Origin of the sequence: Rhodococcus sp. NPDC056516 (assembly GCF_042794655.1) — a bacterium.
In the GTDB taxonomy this organism is placed as follows: domain Bacteria; phylum Actinomycetota; class Actinomycetes; order Mycobacteriales; family Mycobacteriaceae; genus Rhodococcus_F.
In genome coordinates this window covers 17,086-30,235 of the sequence record NZ_JBHTTG010000012.1, presented here as the reverse complement: position 1 = coordinate 30,235, position 13,150 = coordinate 17,086, and the positions used below count along the sequence as shown (strand labels likewise).

Annotated in this window: 14 protein-coding genes; 10 read left to right on the top strand and 4 right to left on the bottom strand. The window is 63.2% G+C overall.

Annotated elements, in window-relative coordinates; translation table 11 throughout:
• Positions 1-18: 18 nt before the first annotated feature.
• Positions 19-726 (bottom strand): alpha/beta fold hydrolase, encoded by a 708-nt coding sequence (locus ACFQ6Y_RS29530; RefSeq protein WP_378640279.1) that lies wholly within the window; start codon positions 724-726, stop codon positions 19-21.
• Between the two features lie 80 nt (positions 727-806).
• Between ACFQ6Y_RS29530 and ACFQ6Y_RS29525 the strand changes: the two genes are divergently transcribed.
• On the top strand, positions 807-1,517 hold the full coding sequence (locus ACFQ6Y_RS29525) for a helix-turn-helix transcriptional regulator (RefSeq protein ID WP_378640276.1): 711 nt from the start codon (positions 807-809) through the stop codon (positions 1,515-1,517).
• Positions 1,518-1,522: 5 nt separating this feature from the next.
• Here ACFQ6Y_RS29525 and ACFQ6Y_RS29520 read toward each other — a convergent pair whose 3' ends face one another.
• Together ACFQ6Y_RS29520 and ACFQ6Y_RS29515 are read right to left on the bottom strand one after the other, a co-directional pair.
• The gene (locus ACFQ6Y_RS29520) at positions 1,523-1,939 is read right to left on the bottom strand and encodes a DUF1801 domain-containing protein (RefSeq protein ID WP_378539695.1); all 417 of its coding nucleotides are present in this window, start codon (positions 1,937-1,939) and stop codon (positions 1,523-1,525) included.
• A 1-nt stretch (position 1,940) separates the two neighbouring features.
• On the bottom strand, positions 1,941-2,309 hold the full coding sequence (locus ACFQ6Y_RS29515; RefSeq protein WP_020907885.1) for a DUF1844 domain-containing protein: 369 nt from the start codon (positions 2,307-2,309) through the stop codon (positions 1,941-1,943).
• A 388-nt stretch (positions 2,310-2,697) separates the two neighbouring features.
• Between ACFQ6Y_RS29515 and infC the strand changes: the two genes are divergently transcribed.
• From infC to pheT, 6 genes are all read left to right on the top strand, one after another.
• A complete protein-coding gene (infC, locus tag ACFQ6Y_RS29510; protein WP_378450004.1) occupies positions 2,698-3,390 on the top strand; it encodes a translation initiation factor IF-3 in 693 nt (230 codons plus the stop codon).
• A gap of 43 nt (positions 3,391-3,433) precedes the next feature.
• Complete coding sequence (rpmI, locus tag ACFQ6Y_RS29505) at positions 3,434-3,628, top strand: 50S ribosomal protein L35 (RefSeq protein WP_003944043.1); 195 nt, start codon at positions 3,434-3,436, stop codon at positions 3,626-3,628.
• A 63-nt stretch (positions 3,629-3,691) separates the two neighbouring features.
• Positions 3,692-4,081 (top strand): 50S ribosomal protein L20, encoded by a 390-nt coding sequence (rplT, locus tag ACFQ6Y_RS29500; RefSeq protein WP_019748616.1) that lies wholly within the window; start codon positions 3,692-3,694, stop codon positions 4,079-4,081.
• A 23-nt stretch (positions 4,082-4,104) separates the two neighbouring features.
• Entirely contained in the window at positions 4,105-4,935 is an 831-nt protein-coding gene (locus ACFQ6Y_RS29495; RefSeq protein WP_378548113.1) for a TrmH family RNA methyltransferase, read from the top strand.
• 154 nt (positions 4,936-5,089) lie between these two features.
• Positions 5,090-6,160 (top strand): phenylalanine--tRNA ligase subunit alpha, encoded by a 1,071-nt coding sequence (pheS, locus tag ACFQ6Y_RS29490; protein WP_003944109.1) that lies wholly within the window; start codon positions 5,090-5,092, stop codon positions 6,158-6,160.
• A 60-nt stretch (positions 6,161-6,220) separates the two neighbouring features.
• Positions 6,221-8,707 (top strand): phenylalanine--tRNA ligase subunit beta, encoded by a 2,487-nt coding sequence (gene pheT, locus ACFQ6Y_RS29485; protein ID WP_378640273.1) that lies wholly within the window; start codon positions 6,221-6,223, stop codon positions 8,705-8,707.
• A gap of 58 nt (positions 8,708-8,765) precedes the next feature.
• Here pheT and ACFQ6Y_RS29480 read toward each other — a convergent pair whose 3' ends face one another.
• Positions 8,766-9,830, bottom strand: coding sequence for an Lrp/AsnC family transcriptional regulator (locus ACFQ6Y_RS29480; RefSeq protein ID WP_378640270.1), 1,065 nt, complete (start codon positions 9,828-9,830; stop codon positions 8,766-8,768).
• Positions 9,831-9,886: 56 nt separating this feature from the next.
• Here ACFQ6Y_RS29480 and ACFQ6Y_RS29475 point away from each other — a divergent pair, with 56 nt between their 5' ends.
• The 3 genes from ACFQ6Y_RS29475 to ACFQ6Y_RS29465 are packed head-to-tail and all read left to right on the top strand — an operon-like array spanning position 9,887 to position 13,049.
• Entirely contained in the window at positions 9,887-11,206 is a 1,320-nt protein-coding gene (locus ACFQ6Y_RS29475; protein WP_378640267.1) for a flavin-containing monooxygenase, read from the top strand.
• Positions 11,206-12,117, top strand: a complete 912-nt coding sequence (locus tag ACFQ6Y_RS29470; RefSeq protein WP_378640264.1) for a bile acid:sodium symporter family protein — start codon at positions 11,206-11,208, stop codon at positions 12,115-12,117. Before ACFQ6Y_RS29475 ends, ACFQ6Y_RS29470 begins: the two co-directional genes overlap by 1 nt.
• Positions 12,114-13,049 carry an SDR family oxidoreductase gene (locus ACFQ6Y_RS29465; protein ID WP_378640261.1) on the top strand — a complete coding sequence of 312 codons (936 nt, stop codon included), beginning with the start codon at positions 12,114-12,116 and terminating at the stop codon, positions 13,047-13,049. The genes ACFQ6Y_RS29470 and ACFQ6Y_RS29465 overlap by 4 nt, the downstream gene beginning before the upstream one ends.
• Positions 13,050-13,150 lie beyond the last annotated feature (101 nt).

Genomic DNA, 13,150 nt, shown 5'->3' with positions numbered 1-13,150 from the left:
GCATCACCGCTCTGTCGGTCAGGAAGCGGTGGCCTCGAGGATCACCTGGGCAACGTCTTCGGGGCGCGACCACATCGGCCAATGGCCGGTCGGGAGGTCGACATACGTCACTGGGAGTTTCGCCAGTTCCGCGGCCATCGGATGACCCCCGTCGGCCATCTGGGCGATCACCGCTGACGGGAACGTGCTGCAAACGACGGTTGACGGCACCTGGTAGCGCTTCTCGTTCGTCAGGACAATCGGCTCACGTGCCGGTCCGGCCGGTTCGGGGACGGCGTTGGCGCGAAACGCGTCGAGAGCTTTCTCGTCGAGTCCTTCGAGGCTGCTGCCGTCTGCTTCGAGTTCTGCCCACGTCGGCAGAGGTATCTCAAGGACATCTGCGGCCAAATCCGGCCGCAGCGCTGCGCCGTCGGGCATCGGGCCCGAGTCCACGTAGACGATCCGAGCGACGCGATCCGGGATGCGATCGGTGACTGCGTACCCCACCGGGCCGGCGCCGCTGTGAACGACCAGGACCGTGCGTTCGTCGGAATCCGTTACAGCGTCGATGACTGCGCGGACGTGGGCGTCGAAGGTGACCGCTGATCGATCTGCATCGACGGCGTCGAGTCCGGGCAGCGTCAGACTGGTCACGCGAGTGTCGGAACGCTCGAGGTGCGGGAGGACTGCATCCCATGCCCATAAACCGAGCCAGAATCCTGGAACAAGAACGATGTGAGTTTTCATGTACTCACTGTGCAGCCGGGATGGTGACAACGGACTGTCACCAAATATGTCACCGTTTGGTATCGAAATCTGAGACACTCGTGGGTGTGAATCGAGCTGCGAGATTGCATGCTCTTGTCGAGGAGCTTCGGCGACAGGGTGATCGAGGGACTACGTGTTCCCGATTGTCCGAGGAATTCGGTGTCACCACCCGAACGATCAAACGCGATATCGAGACGCTGATGATGTCGGGTGCGGCGATCGAGGCGCGCTCAGGTCCTGGGGGTGGATACCGACTCGTAGGTCGCGCCACGCTACCTCCGGTGAATTTCACTGTTCCGCAAGCAGTTTCAATCGCGTTGGCGTTGACGGCGATGGGCGATGCTCCGTTTGCGCCGGACGGACGTGCGGCGCTGGCAAAACTGCTCGACGTGATGGACGAGGAGAGCCGTCGTAAGGTCGCCGAACTCGGTGGCCGCGTGTGGATTCGCGGAGACGTCGGGGCTCTGACGGATTCGCGCGCGAACCGGCAGGCAGTCGAGCAGGGTCTCGAACAGAGTCGCGTCGTGTCGTTGCACTATGTGGATGGGGACGGTTCGGAGACGGTGCGGGCAGTTGAGCCGCACATTCTGGCGCAGGACCGTGGCCTGTGGTTTCTCATCGGCTGGTGTCGCCAGCGCGACGCCGTGCGGTGGTTTCGACTCGATCGAATGCGTCGGGCCACGCTGACGAACAATCACTTCACACCACGGGATTCGAGCGTCTTCGGCCAACCGCCCGACGACGCTCGGCCTGTCGCGCCCCGAAGGTGAGTGACTCAGTCGATCATGTTGCGGGCTGCGGCAACGGAATCCGTGATCAGCTCGGTCAAGACGGCTGGGTCGACGTCGCTCAGCCGTTTGACGTACAGGCAGCCTTTACCGATCTTGTGCTTGCCGAGGCGCGCGAGCGTGTCCGTGTAATCGTCGAAGTTCAGCGACAAGTACAACGTGAGTGCGGTGGCTCTGGGGGAGAACCCGATCAGTGGCGTGTCTCCCTCGTGGCCACTCGCATACCGGTAGTGCCGTGCGCCGAATCCGATGATGCTCGAGCCCCACATCACAGCAGGCTCGCCCGTGGCGGCCGACAGCAAGGAGATCAACTCCACACTGTCGGCGCGCTTGCGGTCGTCGACGCGGGAAATGAACGCGTCGACGTCCTCGGGCGTCGGTTGAGTCTTGTTGGCGGTTGCCAACTCAGTAGACCGGGCCGGTGAACTTCTCGCCCGGTCCCTTTCCTGGCTCGTCCGGATGCGAGGAGGCCTCACGGAATGCGCGCTGCAAGGCTTGGAGACCTTCGCGGATGGGTCCGGCGTGGGGGCCGAGGTACTCGACCGACGCAGTCACCAGTCCGGCAAGCGCGGTGATGACTCGACGCGCTTCGTCGAGGTCGAGGTAGGGGCTGGAAGACGGGTCGGCATCGGAGAGGCCGAGTTTCTCGGCAGCCGAACTCATCAGCATCACTGCGGCGCGGCTGATGACCTCGACCGCGGGAACTTCGGAGAGTTCGCGGACGTCGGGATTCGCGCCGTCGGTGTTCTGATCTGCCTCGAAGTTCTCACTCATGGATGTAAGGATTCCATCAGGCCGTGATCGTGTTGAATCGGGCCTCTCCCCGATGTGGGGGACCGGCACCGATTTCTTTCATCTCCGGCGACCTGTTACTCTTGTTGCAACGACCGCCTCCGACTTGTTCGGGGGCAGCAAGTGGAGTCCGACTCCCACCTCTGCACGGCAGGTAATACTGCAGTTCAGCGGTTCCGGTCACCTGATAGCGAAGATCCGTTCTTGTAATGGAGATCAGTTCTTCGTCAGGTTCCTCGCACAGTCGAGGAGATAGGTTTCGGCGTGAGCTGGATCTTATGTGATCGGTCGACATCGGGCCCCGCGGATGAGCAATCATCACAGCGGGGCTTTTTTGTTGGGGTGCGGGCGGTACGGGCTGCGTGCGGTCATGAAGACCGCACCGTTCAACCTAGGAGGCCCCATCAGCACTGAGACCCGCATCAACGATCGTATCCGCGTTCCCGAGGTTCGTTTGGTCGGACCTGGCGGCGAACAGGTAGGCATCGTGCGTGTTGAAGATGCACTCCGCTTGGCCCTTGAGGCCGACCTCGACCTGGTCGAGGTAGCTCCTGATGCCCGTCCACCGGTCTGCAAGATCATGGACTACGGCAAGTTCAAGTACGAGGCTGCACAGAAGGCACGTGAGTCACGTAAGAACCAGCAGCTGACGGTCATCAAGGAGCAGAAGCTCCGACCCAAGATCGACGACCACGACTACGAGACCAAGAAGCGCAACGTCGTTCGCTTCCTCGAAGCCGGTTCCAAGGTCAAGGTCACGATCATGTTCCGCGGACGTGAGCAGTCACGCCCCGAACTCGGCTACCGCCTTCTGCAGCGTCTGGGAGCAGACGTCGCAGATCTCGGATTCGTCGAAACCTCGGCAAAGCAGGACGGCCGAAACATGACGATGGTGTTGGCACCGCACAAGGGCGCCAAGACTCGCGTCAAGGCGCAGGAGAGCGCTCAGGCGCCAGTGGCTCAGGCCGCACCGCGTCCGGCTCCGGCCGCACCGGCTACGAGTGAAGCAGCTCCGGAAGCACCGGCGACCGGCGATGCCGCTCCCGAGGCTCCGGCCAGCTAGTCGATTTCCCAAGATCCACCACGTAACAAGAACTGAGGACTCCATGCCCAAGATGAAGAGCCACAGCGGCGCCTCGAAGCGATTCAAGGTGTCCGGCAGCGGAAAGCTCATGCGCCAGAAGGCCGGCCGTCGCCACCTTCTCGAGCACAAGTCCAGCAGGGTTACCCGTCGTCTCGACGGTGTCGCTGTTGTCAGCCCTGACGACGCTCCGCGCATCAAGCGCATGCTCGGCATCTGAGTCGCCCCCTTACTGACCACCCGGGGTCGTACTTTCAGCCCCTAGATTGACAGGATTTTTCAAGTGGCACGCGTAAAGAGGGCGGTCAACGCCCAGAAGAAGCGTCGTTCAATTCTTGCTGCATCCAGCGGCTACCGTGGACAGCGTTCGCGTCTGTACACCAAGGCCAAGGAGCAGCAGCTCCACTCGCTCACCTACGCGTACCGCGACCGTCGTGCGCGCAAGGGCGAGTTCCGCAAGCTGTGGATCACGCGTATCAACGCTGCAGCTCGCGCAAACGACATCACGTACAACCGCCTCATCCAGGGCCTGCGCCTGGCAGAGGTCGAGGTCGACCGCAAGATCCTGGCTGAGCTCGCCGTCTCCGATGCCGAGGCCTTTGCCGGCCTGGTCGCACTCGCGAAGGCCGCTCTGCCGGCTGACGTGAACGCTCCTGCCGGAGAAGCAGCCTGATTCACGCATCACAGCAACGGCCCGTGGACCCGCTCACCGAGCGGACTCCGCGGGTCGTTTCTGCTGTCAAGCTCCTGCGCACAGCAGAACGACGTAAAGCAGGACGTTTCCTCGTCGAAGGCGAGAACTCGGTCACCGAACTGTTGAACGGTGCGCTCGCGAACGGCGAGAACCGCCCGGTCCACGACCTCTTCTACACAGAAGACGCAGCCGAGCGGTATCAGCACGTCATCGATCGGGCGCTGACCGCGGGAGTTCGCGTTTCTCTTGTCACCGATCGGGCAATCAAAGCTCTGAGCGATACCGTCACGCCGCCCGGTCTTGTTGCTGTCAGTGATCTCCTCGACGTACCGCTGAGCGCAGCCGTCAACCAGGACACCCGCCTGCTCGCAGTGCCGGTCGAGGTCAACGAACCCGGCAATGCCGGCACCGTCATTCGCATCGCCGACGCGGTGGGCGCCGATGCGGCAATCCTCGCCGGTGACAGCGTCGATCCGCACAACGGCAAGGTGGTTCGTTCGTCGGCGGGCAGCCTCTTTCACCTGCCGGTTGTCCGCGAACGAGACACGGTGTCGGTGATCGAACAGATTCGCGCCGCCGGCATTCAAATTCTCGCGACCGAGGCCGACGGCGAGGTCGATCTCGACGAGGCCGACGAGTTGCTGAGCAAGCCGACGGCCTGGCTGTTCGGAAACGAAGCTCATGGTCTCGATCCGGCGATCGCAGCGCAGGCCGATCATCGGGTGCGGATTCCGATCCACGGCCGCGCCGAAAGTCTGAACCTTGCAACAGCGGCGGCAATTTGCCTGTATGCAAGTGCGAGGGTGCAGAATCGCACGACCGATCGCAGCTGAAAACTCGCGCGAAGACCTCACGGAATCCCATTTGCGGAAGCCTGAGACAATACAAGAGCAGAGACAATGCTCGAACGGGCTCGAAAGCTCGCAAGCAGTACGAGTAGCACGCAGTACGAGAAGCAAACCGAGAAGCGACAGGAGTGTCACAGCCGTGGCCAAAAATGAGGGCGCGACACCGCCGGAGGTCGACGCGAGTGTGCTCACCGAAGAGGCGTTGACCGCTGCGGCTGAGAATGCCGAGAAGGCGCTCGCGGACGCCGCTGACCTGGATGCGCTGGCGCACGTCAAGGTGGAGCATCTGGGGGACAAGTCCCCGATCGCCCTCGCTCGCCGGGGACTCGGCAGCCTTCCGGGTAAGGAAAAGGCGGACGCAGGCAAGCGCGTCAACATCTTCCGCACCCGGATCAACAACGCGTACGACGCTCGTCGTGAGGTCCTTCTCGCCGAGCGCGACGCCGCGGTGTTGGTCGCCGAGGCAATCGACGTCACTCTGCCCTCCGATCGCCACCCTGTCGGTGCGCGTCACCCGATCAGCCTGATTTCCGAGCAGGTCGCCGACGTATTCGTCGCGATGGGTTGGGAAGTTGCCGAGGGCCCAGAGGTGGAGACCGAGCACTTCAACTTCGACGCGCTCAACTTCTTGCCGGATCACCCTGCCCGCACGATGCAGGACACCTTCCACCTGGCGCCCGAGAACTCTCGCCAGGTGCTGCGCACCCACACCTCACCCGTGCAGGTTCGCACCATGCTCTCGCGTGAGGTGCCGATCTACGTGGTGTGCCCTGGTCGCACGTTCCGCACCGACGAACTCGATGCGACGCACACGCCTGTCTTCTCGCAGGTCGAAGGACTGGCCGTCGACAAGGGCCTGACGATGGCCAACCTGCGCGGCACTCTTGACGCGTTCGCTCGCGCCCTTTTCGGCCCCGAGACGCGTACCCGTATGCGCCCCAACTATTTCCCGTTCACGGAACCGTCGGCAGAGGTCGACGTGTGGTTCGCGAACAAGAAGGGCGGGGCAGGCTGGGTCGAGTGGGGTGGCTGCGGCATGGTCAACCCGAACGTTCTGCGCGCCAGCGGTATCGATCCTGACGAGTACTCGGGTTTCGCATTCGGAATGGGCCTCGAGCGGACCCTGCAGTTCCGCAACGGCATCCCGGACATGCGTGACATCGTCGAAGGCGACGTGCGTTTCACGCTGCCCTTCGGTGTCGCAGGCTAACTGACCCGGTACGCGGAACCTTCACAAAGACTTATCGACAAACGAGAGAGCTGAGCAGACGTGCGAGTAGCGCAATCCTGGCTGACCGAGATCCTGCAGCGGGCAACTCCGGACTGGGAGGTGACCCCGGAAGAGTTGGACGCCGGGTTCGTCCGGGTAGGACTCGAAGTCGAGGAACTCGACACACTCGAGGCGATCGACGGCCCCTTGGTCGTCGGCAAGGTCGTCTCCATCACCGAACTGACCGAGTTCAAGAAGCCGATCCGCTTCTGTCAGGTCGAGGTCGGTGAGCCCGAGCCTCGCGGCATCGTCTGCGGCGCGCGCAATTTCAACGAGGGCGACCTCGTCGTCGTTGCACTGCCCGGCGCGGTGCTGCCCGGCGGATTCGAAATCGCCACTCGCAAGACGTACGGCCAGGTGTCCGACGGCATGATCTGCTCCGTCTCGGAACTCGGTATCGGCAAGGACCATTCGGGCATCCTGGTGCTCGAGCCCGGTACCGCCGAACCCGGCGCCGATGGCAACGAGTTGCTCGGTCTCGGTGACACGATCATCGAACTGAACATCACCCCGGACCGTGGCTACTGCTTCTCGGTCCGCGGCCTCACGCGTGAACTCGCCTGCGGATTCGATCTCGAATACGCCGATCCCGCTTCGGTTCCCGCGCATCCGGCCGAGGGTGAGGCCTGGCCGGTGCATCTCGAACCGGAGTCCAAGGCGTCGCGTTTCGTGATGCGAAAGATCACGGGAATCGATCCCGAGGCGGTGAGCCCGTGGTGGCTGCAGCGTCGACTGCTGCTCTCCGGTGTTCGCCCGATCTCGCCGGCCGTCGACGTCACCAATTACGTGATGCTCGAACTCGGTCAGCCTCTGCACGCGTTCGATGCGACCGCGGTGCAAGGCGACCTGGTGGTCCGTCGCGCCAAGGCGGGGGAGAAGCTCACGACGCTCGACGACGTCGAACGCACGCTTGATCCCGAAGATGTTGTCATCGCCGACGATTCCGGAGTCATTTCTCTGGCGGCCGTCATGGGCGGCGCCACCACCGAGGTGGGAACTGCAACGACGGACATCCTGCTCGAAGGAGCTACCTGGGATCCGCTCGCAGTCTTCAAGACAGCGCGCCGGCACAAGCTGCCGAGCGAGGCGAGCAAGCGTTTCGAGCGCGTCGTCGATCCGGCGATTCCGCTCGCGGCTGTTGATCGCGCAGCCGCTCTGCTGGTCGAGATTGCCGGCGGACGGATCGAGCCGGTCCTGACCGACGTCGGTGACGTCGCCCCTCGCGCTGCCATTCGCATGGATATCGACCTGCCCGACCGTGTCGCCGGAGTCACGTACCCCAACGGCACCGCCGCTCGCCGCCTCACCCAGGTCGGGTGCAACGTCGAGGTCGGCGTCAGCGAAGAGGGGCACGGCCAGTTGGTCGCGACGCCGCCGTCGTGGCGTCCAGACCTGGTGCAGCCTGCAGACCTCGTCGAGGAAGTACTCCGCCTCGAAGGTCTCGAGCAGATCCCGTCGGTTCTTCCCGCCGCTCCGGCCGGACGCGGTTTGACTGCGTCGCAGCGGCGCAAGCGCACGGTCTCGAAGGCTGTCGCTCACGCCGGCTATGTCGAGGTCCTTCCTCCGGTGTTCCTGCCCACCAACGTCTTCGACGTCTGGGGTCTTGACGCGGACGATCCGCGCCGTAACACCAGCAAGGTACTCAACCCGCTCGAAGCCGATCGTCCGGAGTTGGCGACAACTCTGCTTCCGGGTCTGCTGGAGATATTGGCTCGCAACGCTTCTCGCGGCCAGCGTGATCTGTCGCTGTACGGCATCGCGCAGGTCGTGCTGCCAGGCCCCGACACCAAGCCCGTGGATGCATTGCCGGTCGATCGCCGTCCGACGGATGAGCAGATCGCGAACCTGATCGCGTCGTTGCCGGCGCAGCCCGTTCACCTCGCTGCTGTGCTGAGTGGATTGCGGGAGCCGAGCGGCCCCTGGGGTCCGGGTCGTCAGGCCGAGGCTTCGGACACTTTTGCAGCAGTGCAGGTCATCGCGGCTGCAGCGGGCGTCGAGGTGGAACTGCGTGCGGCGCAGTACCTGCCGTGGCATCCCGGCCGCTGCGCCGAGGTGCTGGTCGACGGCAATGTTGTCGGTCATGCCGGCGAATTGCACCCGGCTGTACTCGAGCGTGCCGGACTGCCTGCGCGTACCTGCGCATTGGAAATCGACCTCGACGCTTTGCCGTTGGTCGAGAACCTGCCGGCGCCGCGCATTTCGCCGTTCCCCGCAGTGCTCCAGGATGTGGCAGTTGTCGTCGATCGCGACATTCCGGCGGCCAAGGTGCAGGAAGCTCTGCGTTCCGGCGGTGGCGAGCTTCTCGAAGACATTCGCCTGTTCGACGTCTTCGAAGGTGAGCAGGTCGGTGAAGGTCGCAAGTCGCTCGCGTTCGCATTGCGCTTCCGCGGCGTCGACCGCACGCTGACCGAGGACGAGGCCAGTGCCGCGCGTGATGCGGCAGTGGAGGCGGCGTCCAAGGCTGTCGGTGCGCAGATGCGGGGCTGATTTTCCCAACTGATCACAGAGCCCACGACCATCCCTGGTGGTCGTGGGCTCTTTCGTGCTATCGATTTCCCGGTGATTCGGTGCGGCTCGGCAACCACACATCCGGGGCGATCGTCGATGTCCTGCGTCCGTTCTGATCGAGTACGTGACCGAGGAGTTTGCGTAAGTAGAGGACGATCGACCGTTCGCCGACGTGCAGTCCTGGGAATTCTTGGCGCAGGCGAATCTCGAAGGCATCGAGTTCTGCCGGAGAATGCAGCCACAACTGAACCACCAGGTTGTCAGCGCCGACCACGGCGAAGCAATTCCGAACTTCCGGTGCCCGACTCAGTATTCGACCTGCTGCATCGAGAAGTTCGGGTTCGATGCGGCACCACAGAGTGGCGAGTACAGGAAGCCCGGCCAGTGGACGGGCGAATTCACACCGCAGCGCCACCAACCCGGACGACGTGAGCCGGTCGACCTGGCGTTTGCACGCAGCGGGACTGACACCGATCGCGTCGGCCAACTCCCGCATGGGAGCGCGCCCGTCGTAGGCGAGCATTGTCAGAACCTTGCGATCCTGTTCCGAGATGCCGACTGTGCGTGCTCTTCCGGCTTGACGTGTGTCACCAGTGGTCAGGACACCGCGCTCGGCAGGTGCCAGCGCGTTGAGTCGCCAACGACCTCCTTCGGTGAACCAACGTGTGATGACAGACGTGCGTAGCGCCGATACGCCGTCGATCGTTGCGACCTCCTCCGAGATGAAACGTGACATCGACGCCAAGTCCGCAGTACCGGCCGTGACGAGCAGATCTGCTCTGCCCGTTGATGCTTCGATCGTCACGGCGTGGGCCGAGCAAGTCAGCCGTGCCGCGACGGCGTCGAGAAGAGCAGGTGAGCAATCGATTTCGATGATCGCTGTGACGATGCTGCCCAGCACCTGTGGCCCTGGAGTGACCGTGACCCAGGCCAACGACGATTCGGAGAGTCGATTCCAACGACGGGCGAGAGTCGCGGCGTCGAGTTCGAGTGGTCCGGCCAACGAAAGCCACGTGGATCGAGGTGCGAGCTGGAGCGCATTGATTATCCTCAGATCGATTTCATCTATCCCGCGACCGTTGCCGGCATCTGGTGCGCTCATAACGTCATTATCCGGCATATTGCTGCAAGATTCGGACTATCTGCGACGCTCGACGGATGATCACAGAGGACAAGTACGCGCTGATCGGAGCGGGCCCGTCTGGATTGGCCGGCGCGCGAAACCTCGATCGGGCCGGGATAGCGTTCGACGGCTTCGAGAGCCACGACAACGTCGGTGGGCTCTGGGACATCGACAACCCGCACAGCACCGTCTACGAGTCGGCGCACCTCATCTCTTCGAAGGGCACCACCGCGTTCGCGGAGTTCCCGATGGCGGATTCGGTGGCCGACTACCCGAGCCACGTCGAACTCGCCGAGTATTTCCGCGACTATGCCGACACTCACGATCTTCGCAGGCACTTCACCTTCGGTACTACGGTCATCGACGTTTCGCCCGTGTATTCGCTGTGGCAGGTCACCACGCGCAGCCGCAACGGTGAGACAACGGTTGCGCGGTACCGAGGCGTGATCATCGCAAACGGAACGTTGTCGAAGCCGAACATGCCGACGTTCCGCGGCGACTTCACCGGCACGTTGATGCACACGAGCGAGTACCGCAGCGCCGAGATCTTCCGTGGGAAGAAGGTACTGGTCATCGGAGCGGGCAACAGTGGATGTGACATCGCAATTGACGCCGTCCACCAGGCGGAGTCCGTCGACCTGAGCGTTCGGCGAGGCTACTACTTCGTTCCGAAGTATCTGTTCGGCCGTCCCTCGGACACCTTGAATCAGGGAAAGCCGTTGCCGCCGTGGATCAAACAACGCGTTGACACGCTGGTACTCAAGCAGTTCACGGGTGATCCGGTGCGGTTCGGATTTCCGGCGCCGGACTACAAAATCTATGAATCGCATCCGGTCGTGAACTCGTTGATCCTGCACCACGTCGGGCACGGTGACGTGCACGTGCGTGGCGATATCGACCGGTTCGACGGCAGGACGGTTCATTTTGTCGACGGTTCGTCCGCCGATTACGACCTCGTTCTCTGCGCCACGGGGTATCACCTCGACTACCCCTTCATCGCGCGCGCGGACCTGGACTGGTCGGGCGCTGCCCCTGACCTGTTCCTCAACGTCGCGAGTCGTCGCCACGACAGTCTCTTCGTTCTCGGGATGGTGGAAGCCTCCGGGCTCGGGTGGCAGGGCCGCTTCGAGCAAGCGGAGTTGGTGGCCAAATTGATCACGGCACGTACCGAGGCTCCCGCCGCTGCCCGCGAGTTCTCGGCGGCGGCGGCCGGTCCACCACCCGATCTGTCCGGGGGATACAAGTACCTGAAGCTGGGTCGAATGGCCTACTACGTGAACAAGGACGCCTACCGATCGGCGATCAAGCGGCACATCGGACTGCTCGATACGGCTCTGGCGAAGGGAGGGCAGTGATGCCGATCGACGACGTGGTTCTCAACTTCAACCCGGGATCGTTGATGATCCTCAACGTGGTGCTCGCTGCGATCATGCTGGGGATCGCCCTCGACACCTCGGTCGACGACTTCCGTCGTGCGCTCACCAAACCCAAGGCGATGGCGGTGGGTATCGCTGCCCAGTTCCTGCTGTTGCCGGCAGTGACTTTTCTCCTGACGCTGATTCTCTCGCCGGCTCCGTCGGTAGCACTCGGCATGATCCTGGTGGCGTGCTGCCCGCCAGGAAACATCTCGAACGTCCTGACGCACCGGGCGGGCGGCGACGTCGCGCTCTCGGTGTCCATGACGGCGGTGTCGAACGTCCTCGCGATCTTCCTCATGCCGCTCAATCTTGCGTTCTGGGGGAGCCGACGCTCGGAGACCGACGCGCTGTTGCAGTCGGTGAACTTGAATGCGCTCGAGATGGTCGTTCAAATCGCGCTCATCATCGGTGTGCCGTTTGTTGTCGGCATCTGGGCGGCGCGAAAGTTCCCGGAGGTCGCGGCGAAAGCGCAGCCGTGGGTGAAGAACGGCTCGTTGGTGGCGCTGTTGATCTTCATCGTTGCGGGAGTGTCGGGGAACGCGTCGTACTTCGTCGACTACATCGGGGTGGTACTGCTTGCGGTCTTCCTGCACGACACGGTTGCCCTCGCACTGGGATACTTCTGCGGCGCCGTCACCGGGTTGAACGAATACAGCCGTCGCGCAGTTTCGTTCGAGGTCGGCATCCGCAACGCCGGACTGGGCCTCGGATTGGTATTCACGTTCTTCGACGGACTCGGCGGTATGGCCATCGTGGCCGGCTGGTGGGGGATCTGGGACATCGTCGCCGGGTTGGCTTTGGCGACGGTCTGGTCCAAGCGCCGTACCAGAAAGGCGGTGCCGGCATGACTGTCGCGCTGGTAACGGGCGGAAACGGCTTCCTGGGCACGGCTGTCATCGACGCACTGATCGCACGAGGCATCACCGTCGTCTGTGCCGACCTCACGGTGAAGGCAACACCGGACGATCGAGTCCACCGCGTTCGAGCGGACGTGTGCGACCCCGCAGAATTGGGGCGGGTGTTCGGTGAGCACCGACCGGACGTCGTGATCCACCTCGCTTCCATCGTGAATCCCGGCAAGAACACGACAGCGGAGCAGGAGTACCGCGTCGACGTCGACGGGACACGAAACGTGCTCGCGGCCTGCGTCGAACACGGGGTTGGACGGATTGTCGTGTCTTCGTCCGGGGCGGCGTACGGCTACCACTCCGACAGCCCGGCGTGGATCACCGAGGACGTTCCCGTTCGCGGCAACGACGAATTCACTTACAGTCGGCACAAACGCCTGGTCGAGGAGATGCTCGCCGAGTATCGCGTCGTACATCCGCGGTTGGAGCAAGTTGTATTCCGGATCGGCACGATCTTGGGGGAGAGCGTCGACAACCAGATCACCGCGTTGTTCGATCGCCGCAAGCTGCTCAAGGTCGCCGGGAGCGACAGCCCTTTCGTGTTCGTCTGGCACACGGACGTGGCGAGCGCCTTTGCCGAGGCTGCGACCGGAAACCAGGTGGGCATCTTCAACGTCGCGGGCGACGGTGCGCTGACAGTCGACGAACTGGCTTGCCGGATGGGCAAGAGCACGGTGACGCTTCCCGCTTGGCTGCTCCGGGGCGTTCTACGCGTCGGACGGCGATTGGGTTTGACGGAACACGGTCCGGAGCGGGTCGGATTTCTCCAGTACCGGCCGGTCCTCGACAATCGGCGGCTCAAGGAACAGTTCGGATATGTCCCCGAGTATTCGAGCGAGGACGCGTTTGCGGCTTACCTCGCCTCACGCTGACCCCTTTCGGCAGGCGGTCGTGGAAGGATCGGAGTTGTCCGTCGACGTTTCGAGAAGGGACTGCCAGTGTCACACAATGATGGGGCCGAGAATGATGGGTC

Excerpts from the sequence above, each read along its gene's own strand:
- ACFQ6Y_RS29515 (WP_020907885.1), bottom strand. The coding sequence starts at position 2,309 with ATGAGTGAGAACTTCGAGGCAGATCAGAACACCGACGGCGCGAATCCC.
- ACFQ6Y_RS29470 (WP_378640264.1), top strand. The coding sequence starts at position 11,206 with ATGCCGATCGACGACGTGGTTCTCAACTTCAACCCGGGATCGTTGATG.
- ACFQ6Y_RS29475 (WP_378640267.1), top strand. The coding sequence starts at position 9,887 with ATGATCACAGAGGACAAGTACGCGCTGATCGGAGCGGGCCCGTCTGGA.
- rpmI (WP_003944043.1), top strand. The coding sequence starts at position 3,434 with ATGCCCAAGATGAAGAGCCACAGCGGCGCCTCGAAGCGATTCAAGGTG.
- ACFQ6Y_RS29465 (WP_378640261.1), top strand. The coding sequence starts at position 12,114 with ATGACTGTCGCGCTGGTAACGGGCGGAAACGGCTTCCTGGGCACGGCT.
- ACFQ6Y_RS29480 (WP_378640270.1), bottom strand. The coding sequence starts at position 9,830 with ATGAGCGCACCAGATGCCGGCAACGGTCGCGGGATAGATGAAATCGAT.
- infC (WP_378450004.1), top strand. The coding sequence starts at position 2,698 with ATGAAGACCGCACCGTTCAACCTAGGAGGCCCCATCAGCACTGAGACC.
- ACFQ6Y_RS29530 (WP_378640279.1), bottom strand. The coding sequence starts at position 726 with ATGAAAACTCACATCGTTCTTGTTCCAGGATTCTGGCTCGGTTTATGG.